Origin of the sequence: Sphingomonas sp. (genome assembly GCF_031426035.1) — a bacterium.
GTDB lineage: Bacteria > Pseudomonadota > Alphaproteobacteria > Sphingomonadales > Sphingomonadaceae > Sphingomicrobium.
In genome coordinates, this window is record NZ_JANPKO010000119.1 from 1 (window position 1) to 13,280 (window position 13,280).

Below are 13,280 nucleotides of genomic sequence, written 5' to 3' on the forward strand. Positions count from 1 at the left end.
GGCCAGCAGGGCCGCCTGTTCATCGGCTTCGCCCGCCACGGGCTGCATTTCTTCAGCCTGTTCATCCCCCACGGCACGCCCAAGGTGATGGTGCCGCTAATCGCGGCGATCGAGTTCATTTCATTCATGGTGCGCCCGTTCAGCCTCGGGCTGCGGCTGTTCGTGGCGATGATCGCCGGCCACATTCTGATGGAAGTGTTCGGCAGCTTCATCGTCACCGGCTTCAACGGCGGACCAATGGGCTGGGGCGTCGGCGCTTTGAGCTTCGCCTTTATCATCTTCGTGACCGCGCTCGAGCTGCTAGTCTGCGCCATTCAGGCGTACGTTTTCGCCTTGCTGACCACGCTCTATCTCAACGACGCGATCAACCTTCACTAAAGTTCGACCAAAGGAGTTTTTCGACATGGATCTCACTTCCGCTCAAGTTATCGGCGCCGGCCTCGCGGCGATCGGCGTCGGCGCCGCCGCGATCGGCGTCGGCAACGTGTTCGGCTCGTTCCTCGAGAGCGCGCTGCGCAACCCGGCCGCGGCCGATGGCCAGCAGGGCCGCCTGTTCATCGGCTTCGCCGCCGCGGAACTGTTGGGCCTGATCGCCTTCGCGGTCGCGATGATCATCCTCTACGCGCCGCCCAGCGCCTAACACACGGCTGCCGGCGCGATGCCCCAGATCAACCAGCTATCGGATATCTTCTTCTCGCAGCTGTTGTGGCTGCTGGTGGTGTTCGGCATCATCTACTTCGGCATTGCCCGCGGGATGGTGCCGAAGATCCAGGCGACGGTTGACCAGCGCGACGGCAAGATCGCCGCCGACCTCGCCGCAGCGCAAGCCGCGCGCGACGAGGCCGAGGCGACCGAAGCGGCGTATCGCGAGCGGATGGACGTCAGCCGCTCGGAAGCGATGCAGCTCGCGCACAACGCCCGCCAGGAAGGCGCCAAGGCGACCGAGGCGCGATTGAAGGTGGTCGACGGCGAGGTCGGCGCCAGGATCGCCGAGGCCGAGGCGCGCATCCGCGCCAAGGTCGAGGCCGCGCGCGGCGAGCTCGAGGCGGTCGCCGCCGAGGCCGCGCAGGACCTCGTCGCCAAGCTGACCGGCGCCAAGGTCGACGCATCCGCCGCCCGCGCCGCGGTGCAGGGGACGATCCATGGCTGAGCCGCACGCCGAAACCACCGCGGGCGTCGAGCACGGCGCGGCCGCGCCGCACGTCGAGCCCAATTTCTACGGGCTGACCGCACCGATGTTCATCGGGCTGGCGATGCTGGTCGTGATCGCGGTGATGATCTGGCAGAAGGTGCCGGGCGCGATCGGCAAGGCGCTCGACAAGAAGATCGCGGCGATCCGCGACCAGCTCGCCGAGGCCGAAGCGCTGCGCAAGGAAGCCGAAGCGTTGAAGGCCGAATATGAAGCCAAGTCGGCGGCCGCCGACGGCGAGGCCGCTGCGCTGCTCGACCGGGCGCGCCACGAGGCCGATGCGCTGCTGACCAAGGCCAAGGACGACGCCGAGGCGCTGGTCGCCCGCCGCAGCCGCATGGCCGAGGACAAGATCGCCGCAGAGGAACGTGCCGCGGTCGAGCAATTGCGCGCCACCGCGGCCGACGCCGCACGGCGGGCTGCGGCCCAGCTGATTGCCGAGCGCAACGACGCCGCGGCGGACGCTAAATTGGTCGACGCTGCGATCGGAGAGCTTGGCCGCCGCTAAGCTACTGCTTGTGCTGGCTGCCCGACGCGCTGACGCCTTCGAGCGCGTGATGCGCGTCCTCGCCTTCGGTTTCGCGGCTCAAATCGCCGAGGCTGACGATTCCGACCAATTTCTCGTTGCCGTCGATCACCGGCAGGCGGCGCACCTGGGCGTCGCTCATCTTCGACGCGACGTCGGACACATCGTCGTCCTCGCGGGCGCAGATCAGCCCGGTCGACATCAGGTCGCGCACCGGGGTGTCGGGGCCGTGGCCCTTGGCGACGCCGCGGATCGCGATGTCGCGGTCGGTGATCATGCCGATCAATTTGTCGCCCTCGGTGACCGGGATCGAGCCGGCATCGGCGCTGAGCATGAACGCGGCGGCCTCCTGCGCGGTCTGGTCGGGGCGGATGGTCTCGACTTCGCGCGTCATCACATCGCTGATTCTCATGGCGTCTCTCCCAAGGATTAGTTGCCGCGCCAACGAACGGCCGGCGGCGGACGTTCCTGCGTGGCTCGCCCGTTGCGGGCCGAGGCGGAGCGGCCGTTGGTCGAACGGCGATGGCCCGGCCGGGCGACCGCGCTATCCAGTCGCCGCGACCAAGCGGAGGATCAATGATGTGGCTGATGGCGGCGGTGCTGGCGGCCAGCGCGGTGCCATCGGCTCCGGCTATTCCCCCTGCGCAGGCCGCGATCGAAACCGCGCGGCGCCTGCTCGCCGAGGGCCGCAGCGCCGAGGCCATCGCTGCCTTCCGTCAGGCCATCGCGCTCGATCCGGCCAATGCGGCGGCGCATAACGCGCTGGGGTCGTTGCTCAACAGCGCCGGACATTATGCCGAGGCGCTGCCCCATGCCGAGGCGGCGGCGCGGCTCGAGCCCGGCAATGCGCGCTACCGCTACAATCGCGGCGTGGTGCGCGCCGAGCATGGCCGCTTCGCCGAGGCGATCGCCGACTTCGACCATGCGCTCGCGGCGCATCCCGAGCTCGCCTACGCCTGGCTCGAGCGCGGCGCGGCGCGGCTGTCGCTCGGCGACGGAGCCGGCGCGGAGCGCGATTGGGCCGAGGCGGGCAAGCGCGATCCGCAATTGGTGTGGGTCGAGTGGTACCGCGCCACCGGGGCGTTCGTCGCCGGGCGCTACGCCGATGCCGCGGCGGGGTTCGACCGCGTCGCAGCGGCCGAGCCGGGTTTCGCGCCGGCGCCGCTGTGGCGGACGATCGCCCATGGTCGGGCGGGAACGCCGATCGCCGCCGCCGCGGCCGGCACCGAGTGGCCGGCGCCGGTGCTCGACTTTGCCCGCGGCGCGATCACCGCCGAGCGTCTGCTGGCGATCGCCGGCGAGGACCGCGCGAGCGGCGACCGCCGCCGGATCGGCGAGGCACTGTTCTTCCTCGGCCAGCTCGCACTGATCGCGGGGCGGGACGGAGCGGCCGTCGGTTACTTCCGCCGCGCGCTGGAAATCGTGGCGCCCCGCCACGTGTGGAAAATCTCCGCCGTGCGCGAGCTGCGATTGCTCGAGCCTAAGGCACGTTCTCGGTGAGCAAATCGTAGGTCGCGACCAGTTCGTCCTTCTGGTTGAAGATCTCGACCGCCCAGCGGACCACGCCGGTCTCTTCGGACTTGAGCGATTTCGAGCGCACCGTCAGCTCGACGCGCATCGAATCGCCGGGGTAGAGCGGGGTCAGGAAGCGCAGATTCTCGAGGCCGGTGTTGGCGAGCACGGGGCCCGGGTCGGGGTCGACGAACAGGCCGGCCGCAAAGCTCAGAATCTGGTAGCCGTGGGCGACGCGGCCCTCGAAGATCGGCGACGCCTTTGCCGATTCCTCGTCCATATGGGCGTAGAATTTGTCTCCGGTGAATTCGGCGAAATGCTCGATGTCGGCGATGCTGACGGTGCGGCTGGCGGTCTTGAGCGTGTCGCCGATGGTCAGCTCGCTCATTTTCCTGCGGAATGGGTGGACCGCGATGTCGCGCTTGGGGCTGCCGTCGATGAACGCGCCGGTGATCGCGGCGATCATCGCCGGGCTCGACTGGATCGCGGTGCGCTGCATGTAATGCTTGACCCCGCGCACGCCGCCCATTTCCTCGGAGCCGCCGGCGCGGCCGGGACCGCCGTGGACGAGCACGGGGAGCGGCGAGCCGTGGCCGGTCGATTCGGCGGCGTTGGTGCGGTCGATCACCAGCATCCGCCCGTGAAACGCGGCGGCGCCGCGGACGAAAGCGCGCGCGGCGTCGGGCGAATGCGTGAACAGCGAGAGCGCGAGGCTACCCATGCCGCGGTTGGCGAGCGCGATGGCGTCATCGAGGTCGCGGTAGGGCATGACGGTCGAGACCGGGCCGAATGCCTCGACATCGTGCACCGCGGCGGTCGCCCACGGGTCGTCGGTGCGCAGCAATATGGGATCCATGAACGCGCCGCCGGCAACTCCCGGCGAAGCGTCGGGGTCGCCCGAGACAATTCGCGCCCCGGCGCCGACCAGCTTGGCGATCTGGCGGCGCACATCGTCGCGCTGGGCGAGGCTGACCAGCGCGCCCATCCGGCTCGCCTTGTCGCGCGGGTCGCCGACCTGGCAGCTGCCGAGCTTTTCGCGGATCGCGGCCTCGACCGCGTCGAGATGCTCGGCGGGCGCCATCGCGCGGCGGATCGCGGTGCACTTCTGACCCGCCTTGACCGTCATCTCGGTCACCACCTCCTTCACGAACAAATCGAACTCGGGCGTCCCCGGCGCGGCGTCGGGGCCGAGCAGCGACGCGTTCAAACTGTCCTGCTCGGCGACGAATTTTACCGATTCGCGCTGGACCACGGGATGCGAGCGCAGCTTCAGTGCGGTCGACGCGGAACCCGTAAAGCTGACCACGTCCTGGCCGGTGAGATGGTCGAACAAATCGCCGACCCCGCCGACGATCAGCTGGATCGCGCCGGGGGGGAGCACCTCGGCCTCGATCATCACGCGGAACGCCGCCTCGCACAGATATGCGGTTGAGCTGGCCGGCTTGACGATCGCGGGGACGCCGGCGAGCAGGGTCGGGGCAAGCTTCTCGAGCATTCCCCAGACCGGGAAATTGAACGCGTTGATGTGCACCGCCGCGCCTTGGAGCGGGGTGTAGATGTGCTGGCCCATGAAGGTGCCGGTCTTCGACAGGCCCTCGAGCGGCCCATCGAGCAGGACATGGCCGTCGGGCAGTTCGCGGCGGCCCTTGGACGAGAAGGAGAACAAAGTGCCGGCGCCGCCCTCAATGTCGATCCAGCCGTCCTTGTGAGTGGCGCCGGTGAGGTAATTGAGCTCGTACAGCTCCTCCTTGCGCGCCATGATCGCGAGCCCGAGCGCCTTCACCATCCGCGCCCGCTGGTGGAAGGTGAGGGCGCGCAGGGCCGGGCCGCCGACCGTTCGGGCGTGGGCCAGCATCCCACCGAAATCGACCCCGCCCGAGCCGGTAGTGGCGACCGCCGCGCCGTCGATCGCACTGGTCAGCTCGGCGAGAGTGCCGTCGCCGGCAATCCACGTGTCGCGGGTATAATTGAGCAATTGGGCGGTCTTCATACTTTTCCCCTGGTGTGCGGCGAACGCGTCCCGGTCGAGAATCGGCTGGCCGCGCCATAGACCACGCCGTTCAGGTGCGCGAAACCCAATCGGCCGCTAGGAGTTTGCTTTGGGAACGCCACCACGGGAAGCGGCTTTGCGGCCGCGTGAAAAATCTATGCAGATCAAGTTTCGCCTGGCGCTGGCCGCCATCGCCGCCGCCGCGCTGGCCACCCCGCTGTCGGCCCAACCGCGCGGCGATGAGCCGGTCGCGGTGCCGCGCACGATCAAGCAGGGCATCGACTTCGTCTATGTCGACCCGCAGATGAGCAGCGTCGCCAGGCGCCGCCAGCGCCCGCAGAACTGGCTGGCGCGGGTGTTCAACCGCGCCTCGCGCGGGCAGCGCGCCGGACCCAACATCCTGTTCCAGGACCTCGCCGCCGGCCTTCAGCAGTATCAGGCGACGTGGGGCCGGCTGCCGCAGGTCGCAATCCGCCCCGGGCCGGCGCTCAAGCGCGGCTCGACCGGCCCGCGCGTCGCCACGCTGCGCGCGCGGCTCGGCCTGCCGACCGGCGGCGGCTATGACGAGCGCGTGGCGCAGGCGGTCTCCGCCTATCAGGCGGTCCACGGGCTGGCCCCGGCCGACGGCATCGCGGGCCGGGCGACGATCGCCTCGCTCAACCGCGGCGCGACCCATTATGCGCAGCGCATCGCGATCAACATGGAGCGCGCCTACCGCCTGCCGACCAATGGTACGTTCGACCGCTTCGTGGTGGTCGATTCGGGCGCGGCGGAGACCTATCTGTTCAGCCGCGACCGCCTCGCCGACCGCATGCGGGTGGTGGTCGGCACCGCCAAGACCAAGACCCCGATGATGGCGGTGCTGATGCGCAGCGCCAAGGCCAACCCCTATTGGAACGTCCCGCCCGAGCTGATCCAGAGCCTGACCGCCAAGCGCGTCAACACCCAGGGGCTCTCCTACCTCAAGGATTTCCACTACGAGGTGCTGTCGGACTGGACCGCCAACGCCAAACTGGTCGATCCCAAGACGATCAACTGGAAGCGGGTCGCACAAGGCAAGAGCCCGATCCTCGTTCGCCAGCTGCCGGGGCCGTGGAATTCGATGGGCGAAATGAAGTTCGAAATGCCCAACGACTACGGCATCTACCTTCACGACACGCCGCACAAGGAGCTGTTCGCCAAGGACGACCGCTGGCTCAGCAACGGCTGCGTGCGGCTGCAGGATTACCGCCGCTTCGCCGGCTGGGTGTTCGGCAACGTGCCGCAACCAGCCTCGCCGCTCGAGCAGAAGTTCGACCTGCCGCGCCCGGTGCCGATCTATCTGACCTACCTGACCGTCGCCGCGTCGCCCAATGGCGTCACGTTCCGGCCCGACCCCTATGGCCTCGACGCTTTGGCGATGCCGCAGATGTTCGGCCCGGCGAGCAGGATCGCGTCGGCGACCTAAGCCGCCGCGATCCTAGCGCCCTTCGAACTTGGCCGGGCGCTTCTCGAGGAAGGCGGCGACGCCTTCGCGATAGTCGGCGGTGAAGCCGAGGCGGCGCATCTCGTCGCGCTGGAGGTCGAGTTCCTGGTCGAGGGTGCGCGATCCGCTGGTGCGGATCAGCGCCTTGATCGCGGCGAGGCCGAGCGGCGGGAGCGACGCCAGCTTGGCCGCCAGCGCATCGACCTCGCGGTCGAGCGCCTCGTCCTCGACGCATTTCCATATCAGGCCCCACTCGGCCGCTTTCTCCGCGGGTAGCGGCTCGCCGGTCAGCGCGAGGCCGAGCGCGCGGGCCTGGCCGATCAGCCGCGGCAAATGCCAGCTGCCCCCCGAATCGGGGATCAGGCCCAGCGCGGAAAAGCTCTGGATGAATTTTGCTGACTTGGCGGCGACGACCAGGTCGCACGCCAAAGCGATATTGGCCCCGGCGCCGGCGGCAACACCGTTGACCCGAGCGATTACCGGCTGCGGCAGCGCGGCGAGGGTGCGGACCAGCGGGTTCCAGCTGGCCTCGACGGTGTCGCCCAGATCGACCGCCTCGCCCGGCGCCACCGCGCGGTCGTTGAGGTCCTGCCCGGCGCAGAAGCCGCGCCCGGCGCCGGTGAGGATGATGACGCGGGCCTCGCCGAGCTTGGCCAGCGCATCCTTCAATTCGGCGTGCATCGCCTTGGTGAAGCTGTTGAGCCGGTCGGGGCGGTTCAAGGTGATGCGCGCGATCGCGCCGTCCGCCTTGCAGTCGATTGTCTCGTAAGCCATGCCCGCGCCTAGCCAAGGAGGGGGCATGGACGCAAACGATCTGGCCGCGAAGGTCGCGCAGTCGATGCTCGCCGCCGAGGGCACCGGGCCGGCGTGGGGGATCGTCATCGAGGAAGTTCGCGCCGGCTATGCGCGGCTGTCGATGACCTTGCGCGACGACATGCTCAACGGCCACCGCATCGCCCACGGCGGGATGATCTTCGCGCTTGCCGACACCGCCTTCGCTTATGTCTGCAACGGCCGCAACGAGCGCGCGGTGGCGGCGCAGGCGGGGATTGTCTTCCTCGGCCAGGCGGCCGCGGGCGAGACGTTGGTCGCCGAAGCCGAGCAACTCGCCCACGAGGGCCGCAGCGGGGTGACCCGCGTCGCGGTGCGGACATCAGATGGCCGTGCGGTCGCCGAATTTACCGGTTATTCGCGGACGATCGGTGGGTCATTGGTTGATTAAACAGGAGCAACTGGTGGACGGCGCAGCAAGCGAAGGAGCGACGATCGAGGCCAGCAACGCGCCGGCCGAGGCCGATCGCGCCGCCATTTTGGGCGCGTTGTCGGCCTTCAACGCCGACCACGGCTATCCCGCCGACATGTTGCCCGTCGCCGTGCTGCTCAAGGACGGCGACGGGAAAACGGTCGGCGGATTGTGGGGGAAGACCGTCTACGACTGGCTGTTCGTCGAGTTTCTGGTGGTTCCCGACGCTATGCGCGGCCATGATTTCGGCACCCGGTTGATGCTTGAGGCCGAGGCGCTGGCGATTGAGCGGGGGTGCGTCGGGGCGTGGCTGACCACCTTCAATTTCCAGGCGCGGCCGTTCTACGAGGGGCTCAGCTACCAAGTGTTCGGCGAACTCGAGCAGTCTCCGCGCGACTGCGTGCGGCTTTTCATGCGCAAGAAACTCGCTTGCCGGGACGATCGCACAGCGCAGGTTTGAAGCCGGGGTCCGCACGCGCTACATCAGTCGCATGTACACCACCGAATTAAGCAAGAGCGCGGCCGTCCAGGGCATCGAGGACCCCGCGCTGCTGGACGCGTTCGAGGCGCGGGTCGCTGCGGACGAGTTCATCGAGCCCAAGGACTGGATGCCCGAGGCCTACCGGCGCACTTTGGTGCGGCAGATCTCGCAGCACGCGCACAGCGAGATCGTCGGCATGCTGCCCGAGGGAAACTGGATCACGCGCGCGCCGTCGCTGCGTCGCAAGGCGATCCTGCTCGCCAAGGTCCAGGACGAGGCGGGGCATGGGCTGTATCTGTATTGCGCGGCGGAGACGCTCGGCACCTCGCGGGAAGAGATGATCGAGGCGCTTCACTCGGGCAAAGCAAAGTACAGCACGATCTTCAATTACCCGACGCTGACCTGGGCCGACATGGGGGCGATCGGCTGGCTGGTCGATGGCGCCGCGATCATGAACCAGGTGCCGCTCCAGCGGACATCCTATGGACCGTATGCCCGCGCCATGGTCCGGGTGTGCAAGGAAGAAAGCTTCCACCAGCGCCAGGGCTATGAGATCATGATTGCGCTGGCCAATGGCAATGCCGAGCAGAAGCGCATGGCGCAGGACGCGCTCGACCGCTGGTGGTGGCCGAGCCTGATGATGTTTGGTCCTCCCGATGACAATTCGCCCAACTCGGCGCAGTCGATGCGGTGGCGGATCAAGCGCGACACCAACGACGATTTGCGCCAAAAATTCGTCGACATCACCGTACCCCAGGCGGAGTTTTTGGGATTGCGGGTGCCCGACGCCGACCTTGCCTGGAACGAGCAAAAAGGCGGCTACGACTTCGGCGCGATCGACTGGGACGAATTCTACGCGGTGGTGCGCGGCGAAGGTCCGGTCGCCAAGGAGCGCATGGCCGCGCGCCGCGCCGCGTGGGACGACGGCGCGTGGGTGCGCGAGGCCGCCGCCGCGCATGAAGCCAAGCGGCGCGAAAAAGCCGCGGCGGCGTGAGCGACTGGCCACTGTGGGAAGTGTTTGTGCGCTCGAAGGGCGGGATGGCGCACCGCCATGTCGGCAGCGTCCACGCGCCCGATGCCGAACTCGCGCTGCGCCATGCCCGCGACACCTATACCCGGCGCCAGGAAGGGGTCAGCCTGTGGGTGGTGCCGTCGGCCGAGATCATCGCCTCGGACCCCGCCGAAGCCGGGCCGTTGTTCGAGCCCGCGGCGGACAAGATCTACCGCCACCCGACGTTCTACGACATCCCGGATGAAGTGAAGCACATCTGATGCCGTCGCTGCCGCCGATCGAGAAGGACGTCGAGGTGCGCGCCGCGGCCAAGCCGCCGCGTGGGGCATTCGACGCGCCGGGGGAGGGGCCGCACGACGCGGCGCGGCACGATTATCTGCTGCGGCTGGGCGACGACGCGCTGGTGCTCGGGCAGCGCTTGTCGGAATGGTGCGGGCATGCGCCGGTGCTCGAGGTCGACTTGAGCCTCGCCAACCTCGCGCTCGACCTGGTCGGTCAGGCGACGTTGCTGCTGGGCGAGGCGGGCGACGCCGACCAGCTCGCGTTCCACCGCGACGTGCTCGATTTCCGCAACTGCCTTTTGGTCGAGCAGCCCAACGGCGACTTCGCCCGCACCATCGCGCGCCATTTTCTATACGCGACGTGGCAGCACATGCTGCTCGAGCGGATGACCACGTCGCCCGACGCCTTCCTCGCCGGCTTTGCGGCGAAGGCGATCAAGGAAATCGCTTATCACCGCGAGATCGCCGCCGAATGGGTGGTGCGGCTCGGCGACGGCACCGAGGAGAGCGCCAAGCGCATGGCCGACGGCCTCGACTGGTGCTGGCGCTTCATCCCTGAATTGTTCGACGTCGACGAGCATCTCGCCGACCTGATCGGGCGCGGTATTGCCCCGGACCCGCGCGCATTCGAAGCCGAGTATCGCGCCGCACTCTCCGCAGTGTTGGCCGACGCGAAGCTTGCTGTCCCGCCCGACCAGCGCGCCATCCTCGGCGGGCGCCGCGGCCACCACAGCGAGCATCTCGGCCACTTGCTGGCGGTGATGCAATATGTCCCGCGCACCTACCCCGACGCGGTGTGGTAGGGAGGCGTGTCGGCGCATTTCTACCCGCTGACGGTGGCCGAGGTGGTGCCCGAAACCGCCGACGCCAATTCGATCCGCTTCGCCATGCCGCCCGAGCTCGAGCCGGCGTTCGCGTTCCGCGCCGGGCAGCATCTCACGCTCAAGGCCGACATCGGCGGCGAGGAAGTGCGGCGCAATTATTCTTTGTGCACCGCGCCCGCCGAGCGCGACTGGATGGTCACCGTCAAGCGCGTCGCCGGCGGGCTGTTTTCGAACTGGGTCGGCGATTCCCTTAAGCCTGGCGACACGCTCGAGGTGATGCCGCCGCACGGCTCGTTCACGACGGCGTTCGACCCCGCGGCGGCACGCTCCTATGTCGGGATCGCCGGCGGGTCAGGGATCACCCCGGTAATCTCGCTCATACGCACCGCTTTGTCGCTCGAGCCGGGGAGCGATTTTACCCTGCTCTACGGCAACCGCGACTCCGCCTCCGTCATTTTCCTCGACGCGCTGGCGGACTTGAAGGACCGCTACCTCGGCCGCTTTTCGCTCCACCATTTCCTCGCCGAGGAGGAGGGCGACGTCGATTTGTTCAACGGCATGCTCGACCGCGCCCGCTGCGACGAGGCGATCTTGAACCTGGTCGGCGATCCCGCCGCGGTCGACGCCTGGTTCATCTGCGGACCCGGCCCGATGATGGACGCAGCCGAAGGGGCCCTGCTCGACCGCAATGTCACCAACGACAAAATCCACATCGAGCGCTTCACCGCCGACCGACCGCCCGACGCACTGGCGCAGGAAATGGCGGCGCTCCAGACCAAAGCGGCGGGCGCCGAAGTCGCGGTTACCCTCGACGGCCGCACCCGCCGTGTGGCGTTCTCTCAGGGAAACATCCTCGACTCGGCGCGCGCCGCCGGCCTGCCCGCGCCGTTCGCGTGCAAAGCCGGGGTGTGCGCCACTTGCCGTGCCAAGGTCACGTCCGGAAAGGTCACCATGGCGGCACGCTACGGCCTCACCGACGAGGAGGTCGCCGCGGGCTACATCCTGACCTGCCAGTCGGTCCCCGACGGCGACGGGGTGGCGGTGGATTACGACGCTTAGTCGCGCTAGACGCGGCCCATGCTGAGCGAAACCGCCACTCCGACTAGGCCCCGCGGCCTGTCCGACTTGCCCCCGGTCACCAGCGACAGCCTGCTGGCGCTGATCGCGATGGCCAAGGCCGACCCGCGCGAGGACAAGATCGACGTCGGCGTCGGGGTCTTCCGCGACGCCTCCGGCCGCACCCCGATCCTCAAGGTGATGAAGGCCGCCGAAGCGCGCCTGCTCGCCACCCAGGACAGCAAATCCTATCTCGGCGGGTCGGGCGACATCCGATTTACAGATCTGATCCGCCCGATCCTGCTCGGCAGCCATGCCGGCGACGAGCGTATCGCCGGGCTCCAGACCCCCGGCGGGTGCGGCGCGCTGCGCCTCGGCTTCGAGCTGGTTGCCACCGCCAACCCTGACGCCCGCGTGCTGGTCGGCCGCCCGACCTGGCCCAACCACCAGCCGGTGATCGAGGGTGTCGGGCTCGAGATCGTCGATTACCCCTATTACGAGCGCGACAGCCGCGAGATTCGCTTCGACGACATGGTCGCGGCGCTGAAGGCCGCGCGCGCCGGGGATGTCGCACTGCTCCACGGCTGCTGCCACAACCCGACTGGTGCCGACCTCGACGCCGGCCAATGGGCCGAGGTCACGCGGATCGTGGCCGAGCGCGGCCTGCTGCCGTTGGTCGACATTGCCTACCAGGGCTTTGGGCGCGGGCTGGAGGAGGACGCTGCCGGGCTGCGCGGAATCCTCGACGCCTGCGACGAGGTGATCGTCGCGCAAAGCTGCGACAAAAATTTCTCGGTGTACCGCGACCGCGTCGGCAGCCTGTTCGTCAAGACCGCGGCGCCCGCCGCGAGCAAGACCGCGATGGCGCACGTGCTCCAGCTCGCCCGCGAAATGTGGTCGATGCCGCCCGACCACGGCGCCGCCGCGGTGCGCATCATCCTCGACGACGCCGACCTTCGCGCCGCGTGGCTGATCGAGCTCGAGGCGATGCGCACGCGCATCAACGACGTCCGCCGGCGCATCGCCGCCGCCGACCCGCGGCTCGCCTACATCGGCCGCCAGTTCGGCATGTTCTCCATGCTGCCGTTGTCGAAAGAGCAGGTCGTCGCGCTGCGCGAGCGCCACGCCATCTACATGGCGGACAGCGGGCGCTTCAACGTGGTCGGGATGAGCGACGATGCGCTGCCACGCTTCCTCGCCGCCGTCACCGAGGCGCTCGATGGCTGAGCGCGACCCCGGCCGCGTCGCTGCCGAGGTCGATTGGCGCGAGGTCGCCCGGCTCGTCCTCACCAGCCGCGAGCTCGACCGGCTGGAGGAGCAGGAGCTCGTCCCCGCCAAGAAGGTGCTTTATCAGTTTTCCGCGCGCGGGCATGATTTGGCGCAGGTGCTGCTCGGGCTTCAGCTCAAGGACGGCGACGCGGTGTGCGGCTATTATCGCTCGCGGCCGCTGCTGCTCGCGTTGGACGTTCCGCTGGCCGACGCGCTCGGCTCGGGCATGGGGCTCGCGGGCGGTTATTCCGACGGCCGCGATATCGGCGTGGTGTTCAACTACCCCAACCCCGGCGGCGCCCACGCGCTGCCGATGTGTGGCGGAGTGGGCGCGCAATATACGCCCGCGGCGGGCTGGGCACAGTCGATCAAGTATAAATCAGAGGTACTTAGCGAGGGACCCGACGACGCGATCGCTTTGGTGCTGGGCGG

16 protein-coding genes and 1 pseudogene are annotated in these 13,280 nt (G+C 68.6%); 14 read left to right on the forward strand and 3 right to left on the reverse strand.

What is annotated here, in order from left to right; genetic code table 11:
- The 4 genes from atpB to RMP08_RS08740 form a co-directional block, all read left to right on the forward strand.
- On the forward strand, nt 1-378 hold a 378-nt coding region (gene atpB / locus RMP08_RS08725; RefSeq protein ID WP_310468607.1), incomplete at its 5' end, for a F0F1 ATP synthase subunit A.
- Between the two features lie 25 nt (nt 379-403).
- Nucleotides 404-640: a F0F1 ATP synthase subunit C gene (locus tag RMP08_RS08730; RefSeq protein WP_187537588.1), complete on the forward strand. Its 237-nt coding sequence runs from the start codon at nt 404-406 to the stop codon at nt 638-640.
- Between the two features lie 18 nt (nt 641-658).
- Complete coding sequence (locus RMP08_RS08735; RefSeq protein ID WP_310468608.1) at nt 659-1,150, forward strand: ATPase; 492 nt, start codon at nt 659-661, stop codon at nt 1,148-1,150.
- A complete protein-coding gene (locus RMP08_RS08740) occupies nt 1,143-1,697 on the forward strand; it encodes a hypothetical protein (protein WP_310468609.1) in 555 nt (184 codons plus the stop codon). The genes RMP08_RS08735 and RMP08_RS08740 overlap by 8 nt, the downstream gene beginning before the upstream one ends.
- Before the next feature lies 1 nt (nt 1,698).
- On the opposite strand, the gene RMP08_RS08745 is transcribed toward RMP08_RS08740, so the two are convergent.
- On the reverse strand, nt 1,699-2,127 hold the full coding sequence (locus RMP08_RS08745) for a CBS domain-containing protein (protein WP_310468610.1): 429 nt from the start codon (nt 2,125-2,127) through the stop codon (nt 1,699-1,701).
- 164 nt (nt 2,128-2,291) lie between these two features.
- On the opposite strand from RMP08_RS08745, the gene RMP08_RS08750 reads away from it, so the two are divergent.
- Nucleotides 2,292-3,215: a tetratricopeptide repeat protein gene (locus RMP08_RS08750; RefSeq protein WP_310468611.1), complete on the forward strand. Its 924-nt coding sequence runs from the start codon at nt 2,292-2,294 to the stop codon at nt 3,213-3,215.
- Here RMP08_RS08750 and paaZ read toward each other — a convergent pair.
- Entirely contained in the window at nt 3,196-5,217 is a 2,022-nt protein-coding gene (paaZ, locus tag RMP08_RS08755; protein WP_310468612.1) for a phenylacetic acid degradation bifunctional protein PaaZ, read from the reverse strand. The genes RMP08_RS08750 and paaZ overlap by 20 nt on opposite strands.
- A gap of 157 nt (nt 5,218-5,374) precedes the next feature.
- On the opposite strand from paaZ, the gene RMP08_RS08760 reads away from it, so the two are divergent.
- Nucleotides 5,375-6,664 carry a L,D-transpeptidase family protein gene (locus RMP08_RS08760; protein WP_310468613.1) on the forward strand — a complete coding sequence of 430 codons (1,290 nt, stop codon included), beginning with the start codon at nt 5,375-5,377 and terminating at the stop codon, nt 6,662-6,664.
- 12 nt (nt 6,665-6,676) lie between these two features.
- Here RMP08_RS08760 and paaG read toward each other — a convergent pair whose 3' ends face one another.
- Nucleotides 6,677-7,456, reverse strand: coding sequence for a 2-(1,2-epoxy-1,2-dihydrophenyl)acetyl-CoA isomerase PaaG (gene paaG / locus RMP08_RS08765; RefSeq protein ID WP_310468614.1), 780 nt, complete (start codon nt 7,454-7,456; stop codon nt 6,677-6,679).
- 25 nt (nt 7,457-7,481) lie between these two features.
- Between paaG and paaI the strand changes: the two genes are divergently transcribed.
- From paaI to RMP08_RS08805, 8 genes and pseudogenes are all read left to right on the forward strand, one after another.
- The gene (gene paaI / locus RMP08_RS08770; RefSeq protein WP_310468615.1) at nt 7,482-7,904 is read left to right on the forward strand and encodes a hydroxyphenylacetyl-CoA thioesterase PaaI; all 423 of its coding nucleotides are present in this window, start codon (nt 7,482-7,484) and stop codon (nt 7,902-7,904) included.
- On the forward strand, nt 7,885-8,385 hold the full coding sequence (locus RMP08_RS08775; RefSeq protein WP_310468616.1) for a GNAT family N-acetyltransferase: 501 nt from the start codon (nt 7,885-7,887) through the stop codon (nt 8,383-8,385). Before paaI ends, RMP08_RS08775 begins: the two co-directional genes overlap by 20 nt.
- 31 nt (nt 8,386-8,416) lie before the next feature.
- Complete coding sequence (gene paaA, locus RMP08_RS08780) at nt 8,417-9,400, forward strand: 1,2-phenylacetyl-CoA epoxidase subunit PaaA (RefSeq protein WP_310468617.1); 984 nt, start codon at nt 8,417-8,419, stop codon at nt 9,398-9,400.
- Complete coding sequence (gene paaB / locus RMP08_RS08785) at nt 9,397-9,678, forward strand: 1,2-phenylacetyl-CoA epoxidase subunit PaaB (RefSeq protein WP_310468618.1); 282 nt, start codon at nt 9,397-9,399, stop codon at nt 9,676-9,678. The genes paaA and paaB overlap by 4 nt, the downstream gene beginning before the upstream one ends.
- Entirely contained in the window at nt 9,678-10,502 is an 825-nt protein-coding gene (gene paaC, locus RMP08_RS08790; protein ID WP_310468619.1) for a 1,2-phenylacetyl-CoA epoxidase subunit PaaC, read from the forward strand. Before paaB ends, paaC begins: the two co-directional genes overlap by 1 nt.
- 6 nt (nt 10,503-10,508) lie before the next feature.
- The gene (locus tag RMP08_RS08795; protein ID WP_310468620.1) at nt 10,509-11,582 is read left to right on the forward strand and encodes a ferredoxin--NADP reductase; all 1,074 of its coding nucleotides are present in this window, start codon (nt 10,509-10,511) and stop codon (nt 11,580-11,582) included.
- A gap of 18 nt (nt 11,583-11,600) precedes the next feature.
- The gene (locus RMP08_RS08800; RefSeq protein WP_310468621.1) at nt 11,601-12,806 is read left to right on the forward strand and encodes an amino acid aminotransferase; all 1,206 of its coding nucleotides are present in this window, start codon (nt 11,601-11,603) and stop codon (nt 12,804-12,806) included.
- Nucleotides 12,799-13,280, forward strand: a pseudogene (locus tag RMP08_RS08805) (pyruvate dehydrogenase); the annotation flags it as partial. The gene RMP08_RS08800 and the pseudogene RMP08_RS08805, both read left to right, overlap by 8 nt.

Coding starts and splice junctions, on each gene's coding strand:
- RMP08_RS08730 (WP_187537588.1), top strand. CDS start 404: ATGGATCTCACTTCCGCTCAAGTTATCGGCGCCGGCCTCGCGGCGATC.
- RMP08_RS08735 (WP_310468608.1), top strand. CDS start 659: ATGCCCCAGATCAACCAGCTATCGGATATCTTCTTCTCGCAGCTGTTG.
- RMP08_RS08740 (WP_310468609.1), top strand. CDS start 1,143: ATGGCTGAGCCGCACGCCGAAACCACCGCGGGCGTCGAGCACGGCGCG.
- RMP08_RS08745 (WP_310468610.1), bottom strand. CDS start 2,127: ATGAGAATCAGCGATGTGATGACGCGCGAAGTCGAGACCATCCGCCCC.
- RMP08_RS08750 (WP_310468611.1), top strand. CDS start 2,292: ATGATGTGGCTGATGGCGGCGGTGCTGGCGGCCAGCGCGGTGCCATCG.
- paaZ (WP_310468612.1), bottom strand. CDS start 5,217: ATGAAGACCGCCCAATTGCTCAATTATACCCGCGACACGTGGATTGCC.
- RMP08_RS08760 (WP_310468613.1), top strand. CDS start 5,375: ATGCAGATCAAGTTTCGCCTGGCGCTGGCCGCCATCGCCGCCGCCGCG.
- paaG (WP_310468614.1), bottom strand. CDS start 7,456: ATGGCTTACGAGACAATCGACTGCAAGGCGGACGGCGCGATCGCGCGC.
- paaI (WP_310468615.1), top strand. CDS start 7,482: ATGGACGCAAACGATCTGGCCGCGAAGGTCGCGCAGTCGATGCTCGCC.
- paaA (WP_310468617.1), top strand. CDS start 8,417: ATGTACACCACCGAATTAAGCAAGAGCGCGGCCGTCCAGGGCATCGAG.
- paaC (WP_310468619.1), top strand. CDS start 9,678: ATGCCGTCGCTGCCGCCGATCGAGAAGGACGTCGAGGTGCGCGCCGCG.
- RMP08_RS08800 (WP_310468621.1), top strand. CDS start 11,601: ATGCTGAGCGAAACCGCCACTCCGACTAGGCCCCGCGGCCTGTCCGAC.